Here is a 24,190-nt window from a genome sequence, read left to right as displayed (position 1 = left end):
CTCAGCGAGACGTACTAACCAGAACTTGGGGGAGGTACCGGCGATACGCCGGAACGTCAGGGGCCGGGCCACATGTGGCCCGGCCCCTGACGCGTCACCGATCGGTCAATCCGCCGATGTGACCGTTCGGGCGTTCACCCTCCCGCCGGCCGCCACATCGGCCAGAACGGGGTGCCGTCGGGCAACCGGAACGGGTCCGCGGCCCGGTAGCCGTGCCGGGCGTAGAGATCCCGGCTCGCGGCGCTGCTCGCGTCGAGGTACGCCGGCAGCCCCCGCTCGTCCAGCCGGGCGTGCCGGTGCCGCAGCAGTGCCGAGCCGATCCCGGTGCGCTGCCGGTCCGGTGCGACGGCGAGGAAGGCCAGGTGGTGGTGGGGCTCGTGCGGGTGGTTCGCTTCGAACAGGTCGTCGAGCAGCCGAAACCGGTCGGCGAACTCGCCACAGGCGGCGGCGACCCGGTTGTCGTAGTCGACCGGCGGGGGTAGCGGCTCACCGACCGCCGGCAGCCAGACCGCGACCGCGCTGCGGTCATCGGGCGTCTCCACCAGCCCCCACTCGATCGCGTGCTCGACGAAGATGTGGAAGTTGTCGGTCAGGATCTTCTGACGGATCGCCGAATCCGGCACCAGCCAGGCGGTCGCGGCCAACGGGACGAACGCCTCGGCGATCAGTTCGGTCAGCGCGCGGGCCTCGGCCGGTTCGGCCCGCTCGATCTTCGGCCCGGTCACGGCCGGGCCGCCGAGCCGACCGGCTGCCGGGCGGTGCCGCCGGACGGGACCGACCCGCCGGTGGCGCTCTCCGCGCCGAGGCCGATGGTGGCGTACACCTCCGGGCGGCGGGACCGCAGCACCAGCGCCCAGACCACGCCCAGCAGCGCGGCGACCGGGTAGACCGCCGGCAGCGCCCAGCGCAGCGACGAGTCGGGCGCCACGCCGAGCAGGATGGCGAAGTTGTCCAGCGCGATGAAGACGACGACCGCCAGCGCCACGGTGGCCAGGCCCGGGGCGACGATCCGGTGCCAACCGCTCTCCCCGGACGGGTGGCGGGCGAAGAAGGCGATGACCGCGATCGAGGTGGCCGTGATCAGGAGCAGGACACCGAAGCCGCCGCCGGTGCCGCCCCAGTAGAAGAGCTGCACCAGCGGGTCCCAGCCGGCGATCGCGTAGAGGACGATGACCACGAACCCGAGCACGCTCTGCGCGATCGACGCGGCCCGGGGTGCGCCCGTACGCGGGGCGGTGCGGCCGAAGAGCGCCGGCAGAACCCGTTCCCGGCCGAGCGCGAAGGTGTACCGGGCGGTGGTGTTGTGGAACGAGATCATCGCGGCCAGCAGCGAGGTCAGGAAGAGCACCTGCCCGATGCTGACGAAGGTGCCGCCCAGGTTGCCGTCGGCGAGCACGAAGATCAGCCCGACCCCCTCGGCACGGGAGGACTCCACGATGTTGCCCGGCCCGGCCGCGACCGTCATCGCCCAGGCGCTGAGGGCGTACAGGCCGGCGATGATCGCGACGGAGACGTACGTGGCGATCGGGACGGTCCGCTTCGGGTCCTTGCTCTCCTCGCTGAACACGACGGCCGACTCGAAACCGGTGAACCCGGTGGCCGCCAGCACCAGGATCGCCCCGACGCCGGGCACGAACAGGTTCGACGGGTCGAGGGTCTCGAAGCTGAGCGAACCGCCGGCCGGGCTGAGCACGTTGGCCAGGTCGAAGGCGACGATGATGGCGATCTCGCTGAGCAGGAGTACGGCCAGCACCAAGCCGTTGACGTCCACCCGCAGCACACCGAGCCCGGCCACCACCGCCCAGGCGATCAGGGCGATCACCCACCACCTCGGGTCCTCGATCCCGAACAGCTGCTCCAGTACGGGCGCCGCCGCCGCGCCGACCGCGCCGTAGAGCCCCACCTGCAACGCGTTGTACGCGATCAGGGCCACCCAGGCCGCGCCCACCCCGGCCGGCCGACCCAGCCCACGGGCGACGTACGCGTAGAACGCCCCGGCGTTGGCGGTGTGCCGTGCCATCGCGACGTAACCGACGGAGAAGATCGCCAGCACCGCACCGATCAGCAGGAAGGCGAACGGGATGCCGGTCACGCCGGTCACCGCGAACCCGGTGGTGACCACGCCGGCCACCACCGTCAGCGGGGCAGCCGCCGACAGTACGAAGAAGACCACCGACGGGATGCCGAGCCGGCCGCTGGCGAGCGCCGAGCTGACGTTGCTCGGTCGGGAGGGGGTTGAGGGAGGGGCCATCGAATCTGCTCCGGGGGTGAGGAGGGAGGCAGTGGCCGGACCGGGATTGCCCGGGCGGTCGGGTTCGACCGGTCAGAGACGACCGGACATGACGGCGGCCCCCACAGCCGCCTCGGTGTGCCGGGCCAGTTCGCCCAGGGGTGGCGGCAGGCCGTCGATCAGCTGGTTGAGCCGGTGCTGCACCGTGGGTTCGGTTCCCCACAGCACCTCGCGCAGCAGGTTGGTCGCGGCGAGCAGGGCGAGCAGCAGTACGTCCGCCACCGGCAGCGGTTCGCTCCGGCTCAGCGACGCCCGTAGTCGGGTCACCGGCCAGGCGGCGGCGTTCATGTCGGCGGGTTGGTAGATGATCGTGGTACGCAGCAGTCGCCGGCTCTCCACCCGCCGTACGGTGCCGGCGCGGGCCAACCGCTCGCCGACCGACTCGGCCGCGCTGTTGCTCAGGAACCCCAGCCAGGTACGCACCAACCGGTGCTCCGGCTCGCCGACGAGCTGGTCGAGCACGGTGTGTGCCAGGGCGTCGTCCGGTGGTCGCCGGTCGAGGATGGTGAGCTCGCCCGAGGCGATGACGATCCGCCGGGCGAGCATGAGTTCTCCGAGCAGTCCGGCGGCGAGCCCCAGTCCGGTGGCGGACGGGTGCAGCCGGGGTTTGCCCTTGGCGTCGTCATGGGCGATAAGGAAGAACTCGTCCGCGAGAAGCACGACTCTCCCCTTCGTCCGCCGGGTGTGGACTGTCCACACAGGAATGACATGTTGTTGATCGACGCCGGAGAAAAGGATGCACCGGCGGGTGGATGCAATGCAACTCCCGGATTCAAGTCGTTTCAAGACCGTCGTCGGGCGTACCGGGCGGTCATGGGAAACTCGGCGCCGTGACAGCCAGCCCAACCGTCCGCCGCCGCCGCATCGCCCGTGAACTCCGCCAGTTGCGCGAGCGGGGCGGGATGACACTCGACCAGGCCGCCCGCCAACTGGACATGTCCAAGAGCAACCTGTCCCGGATCGAGAACGCGCAGATCGGTATCAAGCCCCGGGACGTCCGTGCCGCACTGGCGCTCTACCAGGTGACCGGGGCGGACGCCGAAGCACTGATCGAGATTGCCCGAGGGGCGCAGGAGCGCGGCTGGTGGCAGAACTACAGCGACGTACTGCCCGACTGGTTCGAATTTTATGTCGGCCTGGAGGCCGAGGCCGCCGCTCTGCGGACGTACGAAGCCGAATCGGTACCGGGTCTCTTACAGACGGAGGAATACGCGCGGGCGATCTACCTACTGACCGCGGGCGACAGCGGTGTCGAGCGGAAGGTCGCCGCCCGGCTGCAACGCCAGGCAGTCCTGCACCGGGAGCCGTCGGTGCAGCTGTCGGTCGTCCTCAACGAGGCGGTCCTCCTCCGGGCGGTCGGCGGGGCGACCGTGATGGCCCGTCAGCTGGAGCACATGATCCAGGTAGCGAAGTTACCCAACGTTACAATTCAGGTACTTCCCTTCACAGCTGGCGGCCACCCGGCGATGACCACGCCGTACGTCATCCTCAGCTTCGCCGAGGCCGCCGACGCGTCTGTGGTTTACCTGGAAAACCTCACGATGGGACTGGCTCTGGAAGAAGCCGATCACGTGCTCGGGTATACCCTGCTGCACGAGAAGCTGTGCCGGATGGCGCTGACTCCGGCGGAGTCGATGACCCGAATTCGGGAGGCTTCTCTTAACTATCTGTGATCACTCCGGTGGCTCATCGGCGGAAGACAAGAGGTACCCATGACGGGGATCGACCTGACTCGGGCGAGCTGGCGTACGAGCCGCCGCAGCAGTGGCAACGGCAACTGCGTCGAGGTGGCCTTCCTCGACGGCGCGGTGGCGATCCGGGACAGCAAGGACCGGCCGGGTCCCGTACTGCTGTTCGGGCCGGCCGGGTGGGCGGCCTTCGTCGACGGTGCCGGCGACGGCTCGTTCGGCACCATCGACTGACCGGTCCACCTCGCCCGACCGACCGGTCCGGACCGCCGACAACGCCGGCGAGCCGACGTCGGTAACCGCGCCGGTGCGAGACTGGCCCGGTGCTACCCGAGACGATCACCGAAGACCTGCCCGTCCGCCACGTCCTGCCGGAGCTGCTGACCGCGCTCCGGACCGGCGGCGCGGCGGTGCTGGTCGCGCCGCCCGGCACCGGCAAGACCACGCTGGTGCCGCTGGCGCTGACCGACGAGGTGCAGGGCCGGATCATCGTCGCCCAGCCGCGCCGGATCGCCGCCCGAGCGGCCGCCCGCCGGATGTCCGCGCTCCTCGGCGAGCAGGTCGGCGGCACGGTCGGCTACGCCGTACGGGGTGAGCGGCGAGTCGGCGCGGCCACCCGGATCGAGGTGGTCACCACCGGGCTGCTGGTGCAACGCCTGCAACACGACCCCGAACTGGCCGGTGTCGGCGCGGTGCTGCTCGACGAGGCACACGAACGGCACCTCGACTCCGATCTCGCGCTCGCCTTCTCGGTCGAGGTACGCGCCGCGCTCCGCCCCGAGCTGCGGCTGCTGGCGATGTCGGCGACCCTCGAAGCGGAGCGGCTGGCCGGCGTACTCGGCAGCGGCGGTTCGTCGGACGCGCCGACCGCCCCGGTGCCGGTGATCGAGACCCCGGCCGCACTGCACCCGGTCGAGGTGGTGTGGGCACCGCCGCTGCGCCCGGTGGACCCGCCGCACGGTCTGCGGGTGGACCCGCGTCTGCTCGACCACGTGGCGGCCACGGTCCGCCGGGCCCTGCACGAGGCCGACGGCGACCTGCTGGTCTTCCTGCCCGGTGCGGGCGAGATCTCCGGGGTCACCAACCGGCTCTCCGGCGTACGCGGCGAGGTCGACGTGGTGCCGCTGCACGGCCGGCAGTCGGGGCGGGACCAGGACGCCGCGTTGCGCCCCGGCACCCGGCGCCGGGTGGTGCTGGCCACCACCGTGGCCGAGACCAGCCTGACCGTGCCCGGCGTACGGGTGGTCGTCGACGCAGGGCTGAGCCGGGTGGCCCGTACCGACCTGGCGAGAGGGCTCGGTGCCCTGGTCACCGTGGCGGTGTCCCGGTCGGCGGCCACCCAGCGGGCCGGGCGGGCCGGTCGCGAGGGTCCCGGACGGGTGTACCGGTGCTGGTCGGAGGCGATCCACGACCGGCTGCCGGCGCAACCGGAACCGGAGATCGCCACCGCCGACCTGACCGCGTTCGCGCTGCAACTGGCGTGCTGGGGCCGGCCCGACGGGACCGGTCTGGCCCTGCCCGACCCACCGCCGGGCGCGGCCATGCAGGTCGCCCGGACCACGCTCGAAGCACTGGGCGCCGTCGGGCACGAGGGACGGGTGACCGCGCGCGGGCGGTCGATCGCGGCGGTCGGTGCCCACCCGCGCCTGGCCCGCGCGCTGCTCGACGGCACCGACACGCTCGGCGCCCAGCGGGCCGCCGAGGTGGTGGCGCTGCTCTCCGAGGACTCGGTCGCCGGCCGGGACGACGATCTCGCGGTGGTGTGGCGACGACTGCGCGACGGCGCCGACCAGGCCGCCACCGCCCGCTGGCGGGCCGAGGTCAGCCGGCTGCGCGGCGCCGCCGACTCCCGACCGGACGCCGGGGCCAGCCGGACGGACGCGGCCGACTCCCGACCGGACGCCGGGGCCGGCCGGGCGGGCGCGACCAACTCCCGACCGGATGGAGAACGGGGTGGGCGTCGACTCCCCGACGACCTGGCCGCCGGGTTGCTGGTCGGGCTCGCGTACCCGGAACGGCTGGCGCGGGCCCGCAAGTCGGGCGGGATGACGTACCTGATGGCCGGCGGAACCGCCGCGGACCTGGCGGCCGGCTCGGGCCTGACCGGCTCGGCCTGGCTGGCGATCGCGGTCGCGGACCGCGCGCCGGGTCGGCGGGGTGCGCAGATCCGGCTGGCGGCGGTGATCGACGAGGCGACCGCCCGCGAGGCCGGTGGGCCGCTGCTCGTCGAGGAGCGGGAGGTGGTCTGGGCCGGCAACGACGTCCAGGCCCGGGACGTACGCCGGCTCGGCGCGCTGGTGCTCTCCGAGCGCCCGCTCAAACCGGACCAGACGGAGCTGACCGCCGCCCTGCTGGAGGGCGTACGCAAGGTCGGGCTCGCCCTGCTCGACTGGACGCCGGAGGCGGAGTCGACCCGACTGCGGCTCGCCTTCTGCCGGCAGGCCTTCGGTGAGTCGTGGCCGGCGGTGGACGACGAGTCGCTGCTGGCCGCGATGCCGCAGTGGCTGGCCCCGGAGTTGGCCGGGGCGCGTCGGCGGGCCGACCTGCGCCGGATCAACGTCTCCTCGGCGTTGCGTCGGCTGGTTCCCCACTCGCAGGCGGCCCGGCTGGACGAGCTGGCTCCCGAGCGGTTGACCGTGCCGAGCGGTTCACGGATCAGGGTGGACTACACCGACCCGACCTCGCCCGTACTGGCGGTCAAGTTGCAGGAGACGTTCGGCTGGGCGGACGTGCCCCGGCTCGCCGACGGCCGGGTGCCGGTACGGCTGAGCATGCTCTCCCCGGCCGGTCGCCCGGTCGCCGTCACCAGCGATCTGGCGTCGTTCTGGCAGACCGGCTATCCGCGTGTACGCAGCGAGCTGCGCGGCCGCTACCCCCGTCACCCGTGGCCGGACGACCCGAGCCGGGCCAAGCCGAGCGGACGGGTCAAGCCGCCCAAGCAGTGACGGTGGTGGTGCCCACGGCGGTCGGTGCTCACTCGTCCGGGTCGTCGGCGACGTCGGCGATCACGACGGTGATGTTGTCCGGCCCACCGGCCCGCAGCGCGAGATCGACCAGCCGGTGGGCGCAGGCGTCCCGGTCCGGGTACGAACGCAGCGCCTCGGCGAGCGAGTCGGAGCGGACCACGTTGGACAGCCCGTCGGAGCAGAGCAGCCACCGGTCCCCCGCCCTCGGCGCCTGCGTCGAGTACGCCGGGTTGGCCGGCTCGCCCTGCAACGCCTGGGTGACCACCGCCCGGCGCGGGTGGCTGCGCGCCTGCTCGGCGTCGATGACGCCCTGGTCGACCAGCAACTGCACGAAGGTGTCGTCCCTGGTGACCTGGCTGAACTCGTCCTCACGCAGCAGGTACGCGCGCGAGTCGCCGATGTGGGCCAGGGCGAGGCTGGTGCCGGTGGCGGAGAAGAGCAGGGCGGTGAGCGTGGTGCCCATGCCCTGCCGGGTCGGTTCCGCCTCGACCGCCGCGCGGATCCGGACACTGGCCTCGCCGAGCGCCGCCTGGAGCGCCGCCACCAGGTCGTCGTCGCCGGTCGGCCGGTCCAGCGGGGCGATCGTCTCGACGGCGATCCGGCTGGCCAGGTCACCGGCGGCCATGCCGCCCATTCCGTCGGCGACGGCGACGAGCCAGGCGCCGGTGTGCACGGAGTCCTGGTTGCCACTCCGGATCAGGCCACGATCGGTCACCGCGGCGGCGCGCAGCTTGAGGGTCATGGCAGGCAGCCTGCCAGGAGTGGGGCCACAATGTCTCTAGTAGATCACTGGAGCCGGCCTACAAAGACCGTGAATTAACTTTCAGTAGTCACAGCGTCACTCGAACCATACCGACGTGCTCCCCGCCGCCCAGGGCCACCGCCGTACCTTCACCTCTTCCACGTCCGGTTGCTGCCCGACGGCGACCGGCTGGGGCAGGTTCACCAACTGCTCCGGGCGCAGGTGCCGGTCGAACGCGTCCTCCCAGCGGCGGTCGCGCGGGTCGGTCAGCGACTCGTACAGGGTGAGGTTGACCAGGTCCCGCAGCGCCTCGTTGGCGCCGGTGTTGACGCCGTACATCTCCGACGGGTCGAGGCCGATGTCGTGGTGCGACAGCTGCCCCGGGTGCCGGGCCACGAAACCGGCCAGGATCGCCGCGTCGGTGGTGACCGCCTCCACCTGGTTGGCGAGCAGCGCCTCCACGCACTCGCTGATCCGCTTCTTGCTGACCAGTTCGACGCCGGCCTTCACCGCCGGTGACTCGGAGGTGGCGGTGGAGAGGCTGCACACCTTGCGCCCACGCAGGTCGGTCAGGGTGTCGACGGGTCCGTCGTAGTCCCAGCGGGTGATGACCGACTGTTCGGTCGTCAGGTAGGGCGCGGAGAAGGTGACCCCGTTGAGCCGCTCCCGCTCCTCGGTGATGCTGTACGAGGCGATCACGAGGTCGACGACGACGAACTGGCCGTCGGCCGAGAGCGCCTGCATCTTGGCCCGGTCCTCGCTCTCGATGGCGAGGAACCGTACGGCGTCCGGCTGGAACCCGAGGTCGGCCGCGATCATCCGGGCGATGTCAATGTCGAAGCCGGTGAAGGTGCCGGTCTTCTGGTCGAACTGGGCGATGCCGGGCTGGTCGTCCTTGACGCCGATGAGCAGTTCGCGTTTGCCGACGATCCCGGCCTCGCGGAGCAGATCCCGCTGCGCCGGCGGGCCGGTGAGCACCACCGTCGTGACGACGGCCACCACCGCCACCACCAGGCTCAGGAGCACCGCGACCAGCCGCACACCCCGGCTCACCGACGCGCGCCGCGCCTGCCCGTCCTCCTGGGTCACCCGTTTCCCCCGATCGCCCCGTGGGCCCGAACCATCCATCTTTGCCTCTCCGCCCCGATCCCGACAGTCGACGGGTCGCCTGCGGGCTGTCGGCTAACCGATCCCGCCCGCCATGGTCGAGCCGGCAGGCAAGCCCAGACCGGCCGGTGGCAAGTTCGAAGCGGCGGCACCCATTCAGGATCGACGATTGACAGTCCAGAAACGGCCTGGCAACATCGCTGATATTGGGAGCGCTCCCATTGCTGTCTCTCGATGCCATCGCCGCGGGACCGGCCGGTCTCGTTCACCGCCGCCGGGCCAGTCCGCCCGGCACCGGCGGGATCGACCGGATCGGCGTCACCGCGGGCACCTGCCCCCACCGGAAGGAAGCTCCGTGACCCGACCCCGACGCCACCGGCGGGCTGTCGCGCTCCTCGCCGCGACCGCCCTCGCCGTCACCGGCACCGGCCTCACCCCCGGCGCGGCCCACGCCGCCCCCACCGAACACATCGTCAACGGCACCTTCGACAGCGGCACCGCCCCCTGGTGGGCGACCGACAACCTCACCCTGGCCGTCGTCGACGGCCGGCTCTGCGCGCAGGTGCCGGGCGGCCTGGCCAACCCCTGGGACGCCAGCCTCGGCCACAACACCATCCCGCTGGTCGACGGCGCCGACTACGCGCTCTCGCTGCACGCCTCGGCCAACGCACCCGTCACCGTCAAGGCGAACGTGCAGCTCAACGAGGCGCCGTACAGCACGGTGCTGGCCCGGGACCTGGCGCTCACCCCGGCCGGGCAGACCTTCGCGTACGACTTCACCGGCACCCTGGACTCCGCCAACGGCACCCTCACCTTCCAACTCGGCGGCAACGCCCAGCCGTACACGTTCTGCCTCGACGACGTGTCGCTGAGCAGCGAGGCGGGCACCGAGCCGCCGGACGACCCGGCCGGACCGGAGCAGATCACCAACGGGACCTTCGACAACGGCAGCGACGGCTGGTACTCGTACGGGACCACCACCGGGGTCCAGGACGGACAGCTCTGCTCGGTGGTGCCCGGTGGGCTGGCCAACCCGTGGGACGCCGGTGTGGGGCAGAACGACGTGCCGCTGCTCGCCGGATCGGAGTACACGCTCGCCTTCGACGCCTCGGCGACACCCGGTGCCACGGTCCGCGCGGTGGTACAGCTGGGCGCGGAACCGTACACCTCGTTCTTCGGCGCGGACCTGCCGCTGACCGCGACCCCGCAGCGGATCACCCGGACCTTCACCGCCACGATGGACACCGAGCTGGCCCAGGTCGCGTTCCAGGTCGGCGGCAACGCCGCCGGCTACACCCTCTGCCTGGACAACGTCTCGCTGCGCGGTGGCGAGGAGGAGCCGCCGTACGTGCCGGACACCGGCCCCCGGGTACGGGTCAACCAGGTCGGCTACCTGCCCGGCGGCCCGAAGAACGCCACCGTGGTCAGCACCGCCACCGACCCCCTGCCGTGGCAGCTCAAGTCCGCCGCCGGAACCGTCGTCACCCAGGGCCTGGCCACCCCGCGCGGCGTGGACGCCGCCTCCGGCCAACAGGTGCAGACGATCGACTTCTCCGCCTACCGGACCGCCGGCACCGGCTACACCCTCACCGCCGACGGCGAGACCAGCCACCCGTTCGACATCTCCGGTGACATCTACCAGCAGCTGCGCTCCGACTCGCTCCAGTTCTTCTACATCCAGCGCAGTGGCATCGCGATCGACGGCGACCTGGTCGGCGACGAGTACGCCCGCCCCGCCGGCCACCTCGGCGTGGCCCCGAACCGGGGCGACACCGACGTCCCGTGCCAGCCCGGTGTCTGCGACTACCGCCTCGACGCGCGCGGCGGCTGGTACGACGCCGGCGACCACGGCAAGTACGTCGTCAACGGCGGCATCGCCACCTACCAGCTGCTGAACGCGTTCGAGCGGACCAAGACCGCGCCGACCGGCGGTGCCGGTGCCGGCCTCGGCGACAGCACGCTGCGGGTGCCCGAGCGCGGCAACGGGGTGCCGGACATCCTCGACGAGGCGCGCTGGGAGCTGGAGTTCCTGCTCCGGATGCAGGTGCCGGCCGGCAAGCCGAAGGCGGGGATGGCCCACCACAAGATGCACGACCAGAACTGGACCGGGCTGCCGCTGGCCCCGGAGGACGACCCGCAGTTGCGCGAACTGCACCCGCCGTCGACCGCCGCGACGCTCAACCTGGCCGCGACCGCGGCCCAGTGCGCCCGGCTCTACGCCACCTACGACGCGCCGTTCGCCGCCCGCTGCGCCACCGCCGCCCGGACCGCGTACGCGGCGGCCAAGGCCAACCCCGCCGTGTACGCCAGCCCGACCGACGGCAACGGCGGCGGCACCTACAGCGACAACGACGTCAGCGACGAGTTCTACTGGGCGGCGGCCGAGCTGTACCTGAGCACCGGCACCGCGTCCTACCTGGCCGACCTGACCGCGTCACCGCACCACACCGGCAACGTCTTCGACGCCAACGGCTTCGGCTGGGGCAGCACCGCCGCACTCGGCCGGCTCGACCTCGCCACGGTGCCGAGCGGGCTGGCACCGCAGGAACGTGACCGGATCCGCGCCTCGGTGCTCACCGCCGCCGACGGCTACCTGACCACCCTGGCCGGTCAGCCGTACGGGCTGCCGATGCCGGGCGGCGCGGGCAGCTACTTCTGGGGCGCCAACGGCAACATCATCAACAACGCGGTGGTGCTCGCCACGGCGTACGACCTGACCCGGGACGTGCGGTACCGGGACGGGGCGGTGCAGGGGATGGACTACATCTTCGGCCGCAACGCGCTGAACCAGTCGTACGTGACCGGCTGGGGTGAGCAGGCGTCCCGCAACCAGCACAGCCGGATCTTCGGCAACCAGTACGATCCGGCCCTGCCGAACCCGCCGGCCGGTTCGATCGCCGGTGGCGCCAACGCCAGCCTGGACGACCCGTTCGCGGAGAACCTGCTGGCCGGCTGCGCCCCGATGTTCTGCTACGTCGACGACATAGCCTCGTACGCGACCAACGAGGTGGCGATCAACTGGAACTCGGCGTTGGCCTGGATCGCGTCGTTCCTCGCCGACCAGGGCGCCGCCGCCGCACCGCCGGCAGCCAACTGCCGGGTCGGCTACGTCAACTACGGCACCTGGCAGGGCGGTGGCGGCTTCACCGCGCAGGTGACCATCACCAACACCGGCAGCACCCCGGTCGACGGTTGGACGGCGAGCTTCGCGTTCACCGGTGACCAGCGGCTGCGCGAGGCGTGGATGACCCGGGCCACCCAGTCCGGCGCCACGGTGACGGCGCGCAACGAGACCTACAACGCCCGCATCTCCCCCGGCGGTACGGCCACCTTCGGCCTGAACGTCACCACCCCCACCGGCGGCGCCAACCCACCCCCCGGCCTGTTCACCCTCAACGGCGTCGCCTGCACCTAACCCACCCACCGCCCCCACCACCCCGAGATCATCTGACCCGCCTGATGTAGAGAAAGAGTGGGTATCGGGCGCGGTATATCCCCTCTTTCAGTGAAAGTGCGGGGATCTTGGGGTGGTGGGGGTGCGCGGTGGGCGCACACTCGGGGAATGGCGGTGGGTACAGGCGGGACCGTGGTACGCAACCGGTGCGGGACGATGCCGGTGCACCGGCGGTTGCTGGACACGCGCGAGGGTTATGCGACCGCCGCCGCCGAGATCGAAAACTACACGTTCCACCAGTGCCGACGGGGCCGCTCCCGCCTCGACCAGGTGGTACGCGTCCCGGTGGTGGTGCACGTGGTCTGGCGCGACGAGGCGCAGAACATCGGCGACGAGCAGGTACGCAGCCAGCTCGACGTACTCAACGCCGACTTCCGGGGGCGCAATCCGGACGTGAGCGGCGTACCCGAGGTGTGGCGGCCGGTGGTGGCGGACGCGCGGGTGGAGTTCTTCCTCGCCGAGACCGACCCGGCCGGCGCCCCGACGACGGGCATCACCCGTACCCGGACCGGGGTGACCGCGTTCGCGCCCGAGGACGACGCGGTGAAGTCGGTGGCGACCGGTGGGGCGGACGCCTGGCCGGCGGAGCGTTACCTGAACATGTGGGTCTGCCAACTCGCCGGTGGGGTGCTCGGCTACGCCCAGTTTCCCGGCGGGCCGGCGCAGACCGACGGAGTGGTGCTGCTGCACTCCGCGTTCGGCACGACCGGGACGGCGGTGGCGCCGTTCGACGGCGGCAGGACCTGCACGCACGAGGTCGGGCACTGGCTCAACCTGCGGCACATCTGGGGCGACGACGGGGACGGCTGCGGTGGCGACGACTTCGTCCCGGACACGCCCAACCAGGCCGGGCCGAACTACGGGCGGCCCACCTTTCCGACGGTGACCTGCGACAACGGGCCGGACGGGGACATGTTCATGAACTTCATGGACTACACCGACGATGGTGCGATGGTCATGTTCACCGCCGGTCAGGTCGCCCGGATGGCCGCCGCCCTGGCCGGACCGCGTGCGACGCTGGCCGCCGGTGCCACACTGACGACATGACCGAGCAACCGCCGGACGCGCTGTTCCGCCGCTGGGTGCACGTCCGCGAGGAGGACGACGCGGGCGTACGGGTCTACCGTCCCGCCGACCGCCCGCTCCCGCCGGCCCGGGGCCGGGAGGGGATCGAGTTCCGGCCGGACGGCACGTTCATCGACTACCTGCCGGGGCCGGCCGACGCACCGAACCGCACCCCGGGGCAGTGGCGTACGGACGCCGACGACCTGCTGCGGCTGACCGGTCCCGCCGGCCGGGGCAGTACGGTCTTCCGCCTGGTGGCGGTCGACGACGACACGCTGCGGCTGCGCCCGCTCGGCGAGCAACCGCAGCCACCGCGGCCGACGGCCTGAGCGGTCAGCCGACCTGTTCGTCGGCGTAGCACCAGCGCCACGACTCGCCGGGCTGGAAGGACTGGATCGTCGGGTGGCCGGTGGAGTGGAAGTGGGCGGTGGCGTGCCGGCGCGGCGACGAGTCGCAGCAGCTCACCCGGCCGCAGGTCAGGCAGAGGCGCAGGTGCACCCAGTCGGACCAGCCGTTCTCCAGGCAGTCCTGGCACCCGTCGGTGCTCTGCGGCTCCGGCTGGGCCGCCTCGGCCAGATGTGCGCAGCTCATGCCTCACCCTTCCGTCGCAGCAGCGACTCTTCCAGATCCAGATCGCGGTACGCCCGTACGAGCACCTCTTCGGTGATCCGTCCCTCGTCGCGGGCGGCTCGGAACACGTCACGTTCGGCGTCGATCATCTCCTGCCGGAGCCGACCGTACGCCTGCGACGGGGTTTCCCGTTCACTGCCCCCCAGCCGCTCCCAGGCGCTGTTGCTGCGCTGCTCGACCAGGCCGCGCAGGCGTTCGACCACCGCCGGAGGGGCTTCCTGCGCCACCTCCTCCAGCCGTTCCCTGGCCGCCCTGCCCGCCTGCTGCTGCACGGCGGCCTCGGCGAGCGCGTCCTTGGCCGGGTCGTCGGCCGGGATCCGCAGCATCCGGGCGACCATCGGCAGGGTGGCGCCCTGGATCCCCAGGGTCACCACGATCACCACGAACGCGAGCCAGATGAACAGGTCCCGGGGGTAGGGCAGGTCGTCGGTGGGCAGCGGCAGGGCGAGCGCCGCGCCGAGGGTGACCACCCCGCGCATGCCGGCCCAGGACAGGACGGCCGAGACCCGGGCCGGCAGCGCGGTCCCGTTGCGGCGTACCTGGGGCACCAGCCGGACCAGGAGACTGGCCGGGAAGATCCAGAGGAACCGGGTGACGAAGACCGTGCCGAGCACCGCGACGGTGACCAGCACCATCGTGCCGATCTCGGTGTCGAGCCGGCTGAGCAGGTCCCGCAGTTGCAGCCCGACGAGGAGGAAGACCAGCCCTTCGAGCAGGAAGGTGACCAGCCGCCAGAAGGCCATCGTCTGGAGCCGGGAGGCGGCCGAGAGCAGCACCGGCAGCTTGTGTCCGAGGGCGAGTCCGACCACCACCACGGCGACCACCCCGGAGGCGTGGATCTCCTCGGCGGCGAACACCACGATGAACGGGGTGAGCAGCGACAGGGTGTTGTCCAGCAGCGGATCCTTGATCCGCTTGTGCAGGTAGCCGATCACGACGACGCCGATCAGCCCGACCAGCAGCCCACCACCGGCGGTGACCAGCACCTGCCCGGCGACTCCCCAGGTGTCGAGCCCGCTGCCGATCGCCGCCAGGGTGGCCACCCGCAGCAGCACCAGCGCGGTCGCGTCGTTGATCAGGCTCTCGCCCTCCAGGATGGTCACCACCCGTCGGGGCAGGCCGATCCGGCGCGCGACCGCGGTGGCCGCGACCGCGTCCGGCGGCGCCACGACCGCGCCGAGAGCCAGGCAGATCGCCAGCGGTACGTCCGGCAGCACGGCGTGCACCACGAAGCCGACCAGGAACGCGGTGAACAGCACCAGCCCGATGGCGAGCAGCAGGATCGGCCGCAGGTTGTGCCGGAACGCCGGCACCGAGGTCTGGATCGCGGCGACGTACAGCAGCGGCGGCAGGATGCCGACCAGCACCAGTTCGGGGTCCAGGCGGACGAGCGGGAAGCCGGGGACGAACGACAGCGCCACCCCGACCACGAGCAGCACGATCGGCGCGAGCAGGCCGAAGCGGCGGGCCAGGGCGGCGCCCAGGGTCGCGATCGCCAGGAACAGAACGACCTCGAAGAGTGCCTCCATGCGGCACAGCCTAGGGGCGTTACTCGCTGTGCGAACCGGCGCCACCGCCGGCCGTGCCGTCGCCCACCCACACGGTCTTGGTGTTGCAGAACTCCCGGATGCCGTACGCGGACAGTTCACGGCCGTAGCCGGAGTTCTTCACCCCGCCGAACGGCAACTCGGGGTAGGAGGTGGTCATGCCGTTGATGAAGACGCTGCCGGCGTCGAGGTCTCGGGCGAAGCGCTCCTGCTCGTCCGGGTCGGTGGTCCACGCGTTCGAGCCCAGCCCGAACTTGGTGCCGTTGGCGAGTTCGATCGCCTCCTCGTACGACTGCGCCCGGAACAGGCCGGCGACCGGGCCGAAGACCTCCTCGGTCCACATCCGCATCGACGGGGTCAGGTCGGTGACCACGGTCGGCGGGTAGTACCAGCCGTCGCCGTCCGGGCGCTGCCCACCGCAGAGCACCCGCGCGCCGAGCCGTACGGCGTCGTCGACCTGCTCCTCGACGTCGATGCGCCCCTGCTCGGTGGCGAGCGGACCGACGTCGGTGGTGGGATCCATCGGGTCGCCGACCTGCAACGCGTCCATCCGGGCGGCGAACGCCTCGGCGAAGGCGTCGAAGACGTCGGTGTGCACGATGAACCGTTTGGCGGCGATGCACGACTGGCCGTTGTTCTGGCAGCGGGCGGTGGTGGCGACCTCGGCGGCGCGTTGGATGTCGGCCGACGGCATCACCACGAACGGGTCGCTGCCGCCCAGTTCCAGCACCGTCTTCTTGATCTCCTGGCCGGCGATCCGGGCCACCGACCGGCCGGCCCGTTCGCTGCCGGTGAGCGTGGCGGCCCTGACCCGGGGATCGACCAGCACCTGCTCGACCGCCTCGTAGCCGACGATCAGGGCCTGGAAGGCGCCGACCGGGAAGCCGGCCCGGCGGAAGAGTTCGTCGAGGTAGAGCGCGGTCTGCGGGACGTTCGACGCGTGTTTGAGCAGGCCGACGTTGCCGGCCATCAGGGCCGGTGCGGCGAACCGCATCACCTGCCAGAGCGGGAAGTTCCACGGCATCACGGCGAGCACCGGGCCGAGTGGCTGGTAGCGGGTGAAGGCGCGGGTGGCGCCGACCGCCTCGGCGTCGGCCGGTTCGTCGGCGAGCATCTTCTCGGCGTTGGCGGCGTAGAAGCGGCAGGCCGACGCGCACTTGGCCACCTCGGCGCGGGCCGAGGCGAAGGTCTTGCCCATCTCGACGGTCATCAGCCGGGCCAGTTCGTCGCACTCCCGCAACAGCAGGTCGGCGGCCGCGTTCATCCACCGGCCGCGCTCGGCGAAGGTGGTGGCGAGCAGCGTACGGAACGCGTCGTCGGCCCGCCCGATCGCCGCGTCGACCTCCTCGGTCGAGATCGAGTCGTACGTCTTGAGCAGTTGTCCGGTGGCCGGGTTGATGGTGGCGATCGACATGTCGTACCCCTTGTTACTCGAAGAGCGAGTGGCGCGTGCCCGGCGGTTCCTCCCGGCGTCGCTGGGCCCGTCGACGCAGGATGACCACCAGGTCGACGATGGCCACGGCGGCGAGCACGAAGAGGATCACCGCCGGCACCCAGTGGCCGGTCAGCACCACGAGCACACCCAGTCCCGCCGAGACCACCAGCCCGAACGAGGCCAGCACCAGGCGCAGATTGAGCGCGCTGTACGGATGCCCGACCGTCCCCCTCGCTCCGGTGGGCTGCGATTTTCCCGCCATCTGGTCGAACTACCCGGCCGGGTCGCCGGTTAACCTGTTCGGGTGTTCCGGGCGCCTCGGTTCCGGTTGTAGCCGCTGCCGCAGCGGGGTAGAACGAGATCATGACGATTGATCCCACGGTTCCCACCAGCCACGCGGACCTGCTCGACCGGCCGCTGTTCACCCACCTGTCCACGGTCCGCCCGGACGGTTCCCCGCAGAGCAGTGTGATGTGGTTCGTCTGGGACGGCGCTCGGATCCGGATGACCCACACCAGGGGGCGGCAGAAGTTCCGTAACCTGTCGCACGATCCACGGGTGTCGCTCTCCGTCGCCGACCCGGAGGACGGCTACCGGTCGCTGGAGGTGCGCGGCGTGGTGGAGTCGGTCGACTCCGACGACGAGCAGGCGTCGTTCTACCAGTCCCTCCAGCGCCGGTACGGCGCCGAGGGCGAGATCAGCGACATCCCGAACCGGGTCGTCGTCACGATCCGACCGACCCGGTTCGTGGCGGTGACCGGCGGCGCGGTGCAACCGCAGAGCTGACAGAACAGGGTGTTCCGACCATAGCCGGGGTCAGCGTAGAGTTACCGCACCCGTGCTTTCCGCTGAAGAACCGGGGAAAACAGTGTCTCGTCGCTGGACCACCACGGCCGCCGTCGCCCTGCTCGCCCTCGCCGCGCTGGCCTGCGAGAGCGGTGGCGGCGGGATCGGGCAACCCAGTCCCGCACCGCCGGCCTCCCCCTCCGCCCGCCCCGACCTGCCGGCGTCGATGGCCGCGCTCGGCGACTCGATCAGCACCGGCTTCGGCACCTGCCTGGTGTTGAGCAACTGCCAGCGCAACTCCTGGTCGTCCGGGGACGGCCTGCGCGTCGACAGCCACTACCGGCGCCTGCTGGAGGCCAACCCGGCGATCCGTGGCAACGGGCACAACCAGGCGGCGGCCGGCGCGCGGGCACGACAGCTCGCCGAGCAGGCGACGGCGGCGGTGAACGCCGGGGCGGACTACGTGACCGTGCTGATCGGGGCCAACGACGCCTGCCGGAGCCGGATCGAGGACATGACCGAGGTGACCCAGTTCCGGGCGGAGGTGGACCGGGCGCTGGCCGTACTCAAACAGGGGCGGCCGAAGGCTCGGGTGCTGGTGGTCAGCATCCCCGACCTGTACCGGCTCTGGGAGATCGGCCACCCCGAGACCCAGGTGGTCCGGGTCTGGAACCGGGGCATCTGCCCGGCCCTGTTGGCGAACCCGACGTCGACCGCCGCCGCCGACGCGAGTCGCCGTTCGGTGTTCCGGGCCCGGATCGACGCGTACAACAAGCAACTCGTCGCCGCCTGCCGGGCGTACGGATCCCGCTGCCGGCACGACGGCGGTGCGGTGCACCAGGTGAAGTTCAGCCTGGAGATGCTGAACCGGTTGGACTACTTCCACCCGGACGTGGACGGCCAGAACAAGCTCGCCGAGGTCACCTGGGGAGCCTCCGGCCTCGCCGGTTGATCGCCCCGTTCGATCAGGGCTCGCGTTGGGCGGGTGCGGTGATCGCGGCGCGCTGGCCGTAGAGCTCGACCGCCCGCTTGGCCAGGTCGGTGGTGGCCGACGAGTTGGCCCAGGTGCCGAGGATGATCGCCGCGCCGGGGATCACCTTCGCGAAGACCCGCTTCGCCGCCCGGATTCCGGCCATCTTGGCCAGCCGTACGCTCAGCCGCAGCACCGCCTGGCGCAGCGGGGTGTTGCCGCGCCCGAACAGCGCCCCGGCGCGTTCCCGCCCGGCGGCCACCCCCAGGGCCAGCCGAGCGGTCTCGGCGACCTTGTGCACCTTCTGCAGCACCAGCAGGTCGGTGGCGCGTTCCGGGTGCTCCGGGTCGAGGCCGTACGCGGCCGCGATGTGCAGCACCATCCGGGCCTGGGTCCAGGCGAGCACCCCGATGTCGAGCACCGCGCCGGGCAGTCCGGCGGCCCCGGAGACCGCACCGGACAGTCGCGCCCGAGCGACGAACCGCCTCGTCGCGAGCTGGGCCAACCCGTCGCGGTCGAGCTCCGGACGGCTGGCCCGGGTGGAGTCGGCCCAGGCCCGCGCCTCCGGCCCGAGCCGGCGGACCGCCTCCAGGGCCAGGTGCTCCGGCGCGTACTGCGGGTCCTCGCGCATCCGCTCCCAGAGTCCGGCCGGTGGCGCGGCGGTGGCTTCCCCGGCGTCGGCCGGGTCAGCTCCGGGAAGGTCCGGGGACGGGTCGGGACGGGGGGCGAGGGCGGGTTCAGAGTCGGTCACGGGACACTCCGAGGGATCGCTGCGCGGGCATCGGACGGGCGGGAGGGGGCAGGTCCGGTAGGGGTGGCGCCCACCGGCGCGGTCAGCGGCGACGACCGTTGAATCGGGCCATGAGCTGGCGCAACCGCTGTTGGTTGCTCGGCTTGGCCAGCTCGCGCCGACCCCGGTCGACCATCTGCCGTCCGCGCGGTGACTGAAGGAAGGTCTTGAGCCGCTGTACCAGTGGTGACATCTCGTACCCCTCTCGTTGTCCCTCAGTTGTACCCACCCCGGTCGAGCGCCACACCGAACCGGACGGGGAATCAGTCCAAAGTGGGCGCGAAGATCACCGCCGGGGCATCGACCGTTCGCTGCCGTACGGGCGCTCGGCCACCGGACCGGCTGCGGTAGCGTCGTCGGGCGTTGGACGGGTCCGGGACGCATACGGAGGAAAACTTGGCCGGAACAGGCGACGAGGATCCGGTACCGCTGCGGATCGGCGGGTGGCTGCCGCCGACCGGGCGCCGACCGGTCCGGCCCGAGGACGCGGCCGCGACGGCACTGCTCCCGGTGATCCCGGGTACCGACCCCGAACCGTCGGGTCCGGTCCCGCCGGCGCGGGAGGGCTCCCGACGACGGGGTGGGCGACGCGGCCCGACCCGTGGTGGGCGTTGGCGGGTCACGGCGCTCGTCGCGGTCGCCACCGTGGCGGCGGCGGTCGGCGTACCCGTGCTGCTCGACCGGGGTCTGTCCGGCTCCGGGCCGGACCGGCAGGTGCAGCCGGCCCCGCCGGCCGTCACCCGAGCCGGGGACCCGCGGTCGCCGTCGGCCACGGCGCCGGTCAGCGGCACTCCCGACAGCGGCAGCCGGTCAGCGGCCGCGAGCCGCAGCGCGGCCCGGACACCGATCGCCACCCCGACCGGCGCCCCGGCGGTCGCCACACCCACGGTCGGCGGCGCGGTGCCGGCGGCACCACCAGCGACAGCGCCGGAGCCGAACCAGCCGGCCCTGCTTCCGCCGCCGGTGCCGCCGCCGACCGCGTTCACCGTGTCGGTCGAGGCCGAGGGGCCGGCGGCGGAACGCCGGGGCCGGACCGGCGTCCGGTCCCGCAGCGGCGCCTCCGGCGGATCGGTGGTCACCGACATCGGTGACGGGTCCGCCAACACGGTCCGGTTCTCGCAGCTCACGGCGCCGACCGCCGGCCGTTACACACTCACCCTGTACTACGCCAGCAGCCAGCGCCGGTCCGGCACGGTCACCGTGAACGGTCAGCAGACCGAGGTGTCGTTCGCGGACACCGGTTCCGACGACGATCCGGTCGCGGCGGTCTCGGTCACCGTGTCACTGCGGGCCGGCACCAACTCGGTCGAGTTCGGCAACCGGCGCAGCCGTACGGCCGACCTGGACCGGATGGTGGTCACCGGTTCGGCGGGATGATCGCGTCGACCACCTCGGTCGCCGCGCCCTCGTGCTGGGCGTAGTAGCCGGGGAACGCCGACACCTGTACGGCCTGCGCCGCCTCGGTCAACGGCAACTGCTGCCAGCCGGGGATCCGCCGCAGCGCGTTGAAGAACTGGGCGGTGGCGTACGCCGGGTCCATCAACTTGTCGACCGGGCCCCAGCCGCTGCTGGTCCGCTGCTGGAACAGGCCGACCGAGTCGTGGTCCCAGCCGGTGCCCTGGTGCGAGTGGTTCAGTGACTCGGGCAGGGCGTCGTTGGCGAGGTTGAGCAGGTTGCTCTCCTGCATCGCGGTCGCCACCCCGATGATCAGCGCCCGGCGGGGCATGCCCATGTCGTGGCCGGTCCGGACGATCGCCTTGGCGTTGTCCATCTGCACCCCGGTCAGGCCGGCGACCGGGCCGGGGTCGACCGGCGGCGGGGCGGGCCGGTCGGGAGCCGCCGGGCTCGGGGTGGGTTGCGCCGCTGCCGGTACGTCCGGGTCGGGGCTGGGCGCCGCCCGCTTTTCCGACCGGGAGGCGGGTTCGGCCTGCGCCCGCTCGACGAGCGCGTCGCGCACGGCGGCGGACCCGCTCTCGGCGGGTGTGTTCCCGGTCACGATCCGGCCCTGGGTGAAGGCGAGCAGGCCGAGGGCGCAGAGCAGACCAACGGCGACCGTACGCGGCACCGGGCGGGTCTGCCGTAGCGAGCCCCAGAGCCGGGGCAACGTACGCGAGTCGAGGGCCCGCAGCCGGGTCCACAGGTCGAGGGTCCGGACGGCCGCCGCCCGGCGGAGTCCGTCGATTCCGGTGGCGGTCACGCTCCGCAGTCCGCCGATCCGGGTGCCGGTCGCGCTCCGCAGCCCGGTCGCCAGCCGGCCGAGCCGACCGTGGGTGTCGGTGTCTTCGCCGGACGGGCCGGCAACCGGCTCGACGGAGGCCGCCTCGTCCGAACGGTCAGTGGTGCCTACGGCGTCTTCCTTGGGGTCAAGTCTGTCGTCGTCACGCATCCGACGAGGCTAGGCACGGAAAACCGCGACTACGCAGGGTGATGCGGTGGCCCTCGCCACACTTGTCGGCCGGTCAACCGGGCAGCGACCGACAGGCGGGGATCCGAGCCACCATCTCCGGCAAGATAGTCATACCTCCGAAAGCCCGATCGACGGACCATCCAGGCATTTACCTTCGAATCGCCAGGCGAGATCAGCGATCACCACCCACCTCCACCATTAAGTTGACCGATACTGGGACGTTCGGTGTTTTCGGTCTCCACCGTTCAGACAAGTCGCCTGGCCAGAGGTGTTGTGGCCGGCGCGCGGGGGTGGGCGTACGGTCGGGTTCTCCGGGCTGTCGGATGCAAACCGACGCCATCGGCCCCTGCCCGAAGCGCCGTTCGCGAGTCATGCTCAAGGGGGGCGACAGAGTCGCCGGACGGAATGGACCAAGATGGCGGAAGCGTTGCGTACACCGAGGTGTCGTCTGTCGTAGGCGCATCCCGTTGAGGAGGTCCTTACCGGTGCTCGATCCGCACGAGCTCTACCAGCTCACCGACGACCTGCCCGAGCTGGGTCAGCCGGTGTTGATCCAGGCGCTGACCGGCTTCACCGACGCCGGCAACGCGACCCGGCTCGCCCGCGAGCAGCTCCTGTCGACGCTGGAAGGTCGGCCGATCGCCACCTTCGACATCGACCAGCTGCTCGACTACCGCTCCCGCCGACCCACCATGATCTTCGTCGAGGACCACTGGGAGTCGTACGAAGATCCCAAACTCGAACTGCACCTGCTGCACGACGACGCCGGAACGCCGCTGCTGCTGCTGACCGGCCCCGAACCGGACATGCAGTGGGAACGGTTCACCGCCGCCGTGATCGCGCTCTCCACCCGGCTCGGCGTACGGCTGACCGTCGGGCTGAACTCCATCCCGATGGCGGTCCCGCACACCCGGCCCACCGGGGTCACCGCGCACGGCACCCGACCCGAGTTGATCGCCGGCCACGAGCCGTGGTTGCAGCGGGTGCAGGTGCCGGGCAGCGCCGGACACCTGCTGGAGTTCCGGCTCGGTCAGCAGGGACGCGACGCGGTCGGTTTCGCGGTGCACGTGCCGCACTACGTGGCCCAGACCGAGTACCCGGCCGCCGCCGAACTGCTACTCAGCTCCATCTCCCGGTCCACCGGGCTGCTCCTGCCGACCGAGGGCCTGCGCACCGCAGCCGAGCTGGTCCGGACCGACATCGACCGGCAGGTCGCCCAGACCGACGAGGCCGGCGCGCTGGTGCACGCCCTGGAGGAGCAGTACGACGCGTTCACCCGCGGTCGCGGCGGCGCCAACCTGCTCTCCGCGCAGACCGGGCCGCTGCCCACCGCCGACGAACTCGGCGCGGAACTGGAACGGTTCCTCGCCGAACAGCAGGGCCCCCGCCCGGGGGACACCCCCGGCACCTGACGGTCACGCGCGGCCGGCGGCGACTCCGCCACCGGCCGCGCGCCGTCGGGCCCACCGGCCGTACGGCGCGGCAAGGCCGGCGACCCGGCCCGGCGTACGGCAGGCTGTGCACATGCGTCTGGCAACCTGGAACGTCAACTCGGTCAAGGCCCGGCTCCCCCGGTTGCTGAGCTGGCTCGCCGACACCCAACCGGACGTCGTCTGCCTCCAGGAGACAAAATGCCCGGACGGCGCCTTCCCGGTCACCGAGGTCGGCGAACTCGGCTACACGACCGCCAGCCACAGCGACGGCCGCTGGAACGGGGTGGCGATCCTCTCCCGGATCGGGCTCGACGACGTGGTGGTCGGCTTCCCCGGTGAGCCCGGCTTTCCCGAACCCGAGGCCCGCGCCCTCGCGGCGACCTGCGGCGGCGTACGGGTCTGGTCGGTCTACGTGCCGAACGGGCGCACCCCGGACTCACCGCACTACGCGTACAAGCTGGCCTGGTTGGCGGCGCTGCGCGAGGCGCTCGCCGCCGAACTGCGACCGGACCGGCCGCTGACCGTCTGCGGGGACTACAACGTCGCCCCGACCGACGACGACGTGTGGGACCCGGCGTTGTTCGTCGGATCGACCCACGTCACCCCGGCCGAGCGGCAGGCCCTCGCCGACCTGCGCGAACTCGGGCTGCGCGACGTGGTGCCGACGCCGATGAAGGGCCCGCACCCGTACACCTACTGGGACTACCGGGCCGGGATGTTCCACCAGAACAAGGGCATGCGGATCGACCTCGTGTACGCCACCGACACCTTCGCCGACACGGTCTCCTCGGCGTACGTGGACCGGGAGGCCCGCAAGGGCACCGGCCCCTCCGACCACGCGCCGATCGTGGTCGACACCGGGTCGAAGCCCTAGGCTGGT

The 24,190-nt window shown here is 72.0% G+C and carries 23 protein-coding genes; 11 read left to right on the top strand and 12 right to left on the bottom strand.

Annotation, left to right across the window (positions count from 1 at the left end; all coding sequences use genetic code 11):
• Positions 1-134: 134 nt before the first annotated feature.
• The 3 genes from ACZ6QQ_RS35755 to ACZ6QQ_RS35745 all read right to left on the bottom strand — a co-directional run bounded on the left by ACZ6QQ_RS35755 (position 135) and on the right by ACZ6QQ_RS35745 (position 2,950).
• Entirely contained in the window at positions 135-725 is a 591-nt protein-coding gene (locus ACZ6QQ_RS35755; protein ID WP_465882386.1) for a GNAT family N-acetyltransferase, read from the bottom strand.
• Positions 722-2,251, bottom strand: a complete 1,530-nt coding sequence (locus ACZ6QQ_RS35750; protein WP_465882384.1) for an APC family permease — start codon at positions 2,249-2,251, stop codon at positions 722-724. Before ACZ6QQ_RS35750 ends, ACZ6QQ_RS35755 begins: the two co-directional genes overlap by 4 nt.
• A gap of 72 nt (positions 2,252-2,323) precedes the next feature.
• Complete coding sequence (locus ACZ6QQ_RS35745) at positions 2,324-2,950, bottom strand: GOLPH3/VPS74 family protein (protein WP_465882383.1); 627 nt, start codon at positions 2,948-2,950, stop codon at positions 2,324-2,326.
• 170 nt (positions 2,951-3,120) lie between these two features.
• Here ACZ6QQ_RS35745 and ACZ6QQ_RS35740 point away from each other — a divergent pair, with 170 nt between their 5' ends.
• From ACZ6QQ_RS35740 to hrpB, 3 genes are all read left to right on the top strand, one after another.
• Positions 3,121-3,963 (top strand): helix-turn-helix domain-containing protein, encoded by an 843-nt coding sequence (locus ACZ6QQ_RS35740; RefSeq protein ID WP_465882388.1) that lies wholly within the window; start codon positions 3,121-3,123, stop codon positions 3,961-3,963.
• A gap of 39 nt (positions 3,964-4,002) precedes the next feature.
• Positions 4,003-4,212 carry a DUF397 domain-containing protein gene (locus ACZ6QQ_RS35735; protein WP_465882382.1) on the top strand — a complete coding sequence of 70 codons (210 nt, stop codon included), beginning with the start codon at positions 4,003-4,005 and terminating at the stop codon, positions 4,210-4,212.
• A gap of 89 nt (positions 4,213-4,301) precedes the next feature.
• On the top strand, positions 4,302-6,923 hold the full coding sequence (hrpB, locus tag ACZ6QQ_RS35730; RefSeq protein ID WP_465882381.1) for an ATP-dependent helicase HrpB: 2,622 nt from the start codon (positions 4,302-4,304) through the stop codon (positions 6,921-6,923).
• A 28-nt stretch (positions 6,924-6,951) separates the two neighbouring features.
• Here hrpB and ACZ6QQ_RS35725 read toward each other — a convergent pair whose 3' ends face one another.
• Positions 6,952-7,686 carry a PP2C family protein-serine/threonine phosphatase gene (locus ACZ6QQ_RS35725; RefSeq protein ID WP_465882379.1) on the bottom strand — a complete coding sequence of 245 codons (735 nt, stop codon included), beginning with the start codon at positions 7,684-7,686 and terminating at the stop codon, positions 6,952-6,954.
• A gap of 96 nt (positions 7,687-7,782) precedes the next feature.
• Positions 7,783-8,775 carry a transporter substrate-binding domain-containing protein gene (locus ACZ6QQ_RS35720; RefSeq protein WP_465882378.1) on the bottom strand — a complete coding sequence of 331 codons (993 nt, stop codon included), beginning with the start codon at positions 8,773-8,775 and terminating at the stop codon, positions 7,783-7,785.
• Between the two features lie 373 nt (positions 8,776-9,148).
• Between ACZ6QQ_RS35720 and ACZ6QQ_RS35715 the strand changes: the two genes are divergently transcribed.
• From ACZ6QQ_RS35715 to ACZ6QQ_RS35705, 3 genes are all read left to right on the top strand, one after another.
• Positions 9,149-12,208 carry a glycoside hydrolase family 9 protein gene (locus ACZ6QQ_RS35715; protein WP_465882377.1) on the top strand — a complete coding sequence of 1,020 codons (3,060 nt, stop codon included), beginning with the start codon at positions 9,149-9,151 and terminating at the stop codon, positions 12,206-12,208.
• 147 nt (positions 12,209-12,355) lie between these two features.
• A complete protein-coding gene (locus ACZ6QQ_RS35710; RefSeq protein WP_465882375.1) occupies positions 12,356-13,294 on the top strand; it encodes a zinc metalloprotease in 939 nt (312 codons plus the stop codon).
• The gene (locus ACZ6QQ_RS35705; protein ID WP_465882374.1) at positions 13,291-13,641 is read left to right on the top strand and encodes a hypothetical protein; all 351 of its coding nucleotides are present in this window, start codon (positions 13,291-13,293) and stop codon (positions 13,639-13,641) included. Before ACZ6QQ_RS35710 ends, ACZ6QQ_RS35705 begins: the two co-directional genes overlap by 4 nt.
• Positions 13,642-13,645: 4 nt before the next feature.
• Here ACZ6QQ_RS35705 and ACZ6QQ_RS35700 read toward each other — a convergent pair whose 3' ends face one another.
• The 4 genes from ACZ6QQ_RS35700 to ACZ6QQ_RS35685 are packed head-to-tail and all read right to left on the bottom strand — an operon-like array spanning position 13,646 to position 17,186.
• The gene (locus ACZ6QQ_RS35700; protein ID WP_465882373.1) at positions 13,646-13,903 is read right to left on the bottom strand and encodes a UBP-type zinc finger domain-containing protein; all 258 of its coding nucleotides are present in this window, start codon (positions 13,901-13,903) and stop codon (positions 13,646-13,648) included.
• Positions 13,900-15,471 carry a Na+/H+ antiporter gene (locus ACZ6QQ_RS35695; protein ID WP_465882371.1) on the bottom strand — a complete coding sequence of 524 codons (1,572 nt, stop codon included), beginning with the start codon at positions 15,469-15,471 and terminating at the stop codon, positions 13,900-13,902. The genes ACZ6QQ_RS35700 and ACZ6QQ_RS35695 overlap by 4 nt, the downstream gene beginning before the upstream one ends.
• 19 nt (positions 15,472-15,490) lie before the next feature.
• A complete protein-coding gene (locus ACZ6QQ_RS35690) occupies positions 15,491-16,903 on the bottom strand; it encodes an NADP-dependent succinic semialdehyde dehydrogenase (protein ID WP_465882369.1) in 1,413 nt (470 codons plus the stop codon).
• Between the two features lie 13 nt (positions 16,904-16,916).
• On the bottom strand, positions 16,917-17,186 hold the full coding sequence (locus ACZ6QQ_RS35685; protein WP_465882367.1) for a DUF6343 family protein: 270 nt from the start codon (positions 17,184-17,186) through the stop codon (positions 16,917-16,919).
• A 101-nt stretch (positions 17,187-17,287) separates the two neighbouring features.
• Here ACZ6QQ_RS35685 and ACZ6QQ_RS35680 point away from each other — a divergent pair, with 101 nt between their 5' ends.
• Both ACZ6QQ_RS35680 and ACZ6QQ_RS35675 read left to right on the top strand, forming a co-directional pair.
• Complete coding sequence (locus ACZ6QQ_RS35680; RefSeq protein WP_465882365.1) at positions 17,288-17,710, top strand: PPOX class F420-dependent oxidoreductase; 423 nt, start codon at positions 17,288-17,290, stop codon at positions 17,708-17,710.
• 82 nt (positions 17,711-17,792) lie between these two features.
• A complete protein-coding gene (locus ACZ6QQ_RS35675; RefSeq protein WP_465882364.1) occupies positions 17,793-18,662 on the top strand; it encodes a GDSL-type esterase/lipase family protein in 870 nt (289 codons plus the stop codon).
• Between the two features lie 13 nt (positions 18,663-18,675).
• On the opposite strand, the gene ACZ6QQ_RS35670 is transcribed toward ACZ6QQ_RS35675, so the two are convergent.
• Both ACZ6QQ_RS35670 and ACZ6QQ_RS35665 read right to left on the bottom strand, forming a co-directional pair.
• The gene (locus ACZ6QQ_RS35670) at positions 18,676-19,431 is read right to left on the bottom strand and encodes an EcsC family protein (protein ID WP_465882362.1); all 756 of its coding nucleotides are present in this window, start codon (positions 19,429-19,431) and stop codon (positions 18,676-18,678) included.
• Positions 19,432-19,513: 82 nt separating this feature from the next.
• Positions 19,514-19,663, bottom strand: a complete 150-nt coding sequence (locus ACZ6QQ_RS35665; RefSeq protein ID WP_465882361.1) for a hypothetical protein — start codon at positions 19,661-19,663, stop codon at positions 19,514-19,516.
• 203 nt (positions 19,664-19,866) lie between these two features.
• Here ACZ6QQ_RS35665 and ACZ6QQ_RS35660 point away from each other — a divergent pair, with 203 nt between their 5' ends.
• Entirely contained in the window at positions 19,867-20,847 is a 981-nt protein-coding gene (locus ACZ6QQ_RS35660; protein WP_465882360.1) for a delta endotoxin C-terminal domain-containing protein, read from the top strand.
• On the opposite strand, the gene ACZ6QQ_RS35655 is transcribed toward ACZ6QQ_RS35660, so the two are convergent.
• A complete protein-coding gene (locus ACZ6QQ_RS35655) occupies positions 20,828-21,856 on the bottom strand; it encodes a peptidase M23 (RefSeq protein WP_465882359.1) in 1,029 nt (342 codons plus the stop codon). The two genes, ACZ6QQ_RS35660 and ACZ6QQ_RS35655, sit on opposite strands and share 20 nt — an antisense overlap.
• 506 nt (positions 21,857-22,362) lie before the next feature.
• Here ACZ6QQ_RS35655 and ACZ6QQ_RS35650 point away from each other — a divergent pair.
• Both ACZ6QQ_RS35650 and ACZ6QQ_RS35645 read left to right on the top strand, forming a co-directional pair.
• Positions 22,363-23,289 carry a proteasome assembly chaperone family protein gene (locus ACZ6QQ_RS35650; RefSeq protein WP_465882357.1) on the top strand — a complete coding sequence of 309 codons (927 nt, stop codon included), beginning with the start codon at positions 22,363-22,365 and terminating at the stop codon, positions 23,287-23,289.
• Positions 23,290-23,401: 112 nt separating this feature from the next.
• On the top strand, positions 23,402-24,184 hold the full coding sequence (locus ACZ6QQ_RS35645) for an exodeoxyribonuclease III (protein WP_465882356.1): 783 nt from the start codon (positions 23,402-23,404) through the stop codon (positions 24,182-24,184).
• Positions 24,185-24,190: the final 6 nt, after the last annotated feature.

This window comes from Micromonospora sp. NPDC049529 (assembly GCF_055586685.1).
Note: the sequence above shows the minus strand (reverse complement) of the source record. Positions and strands in the feature narration are given on the sequence as shown.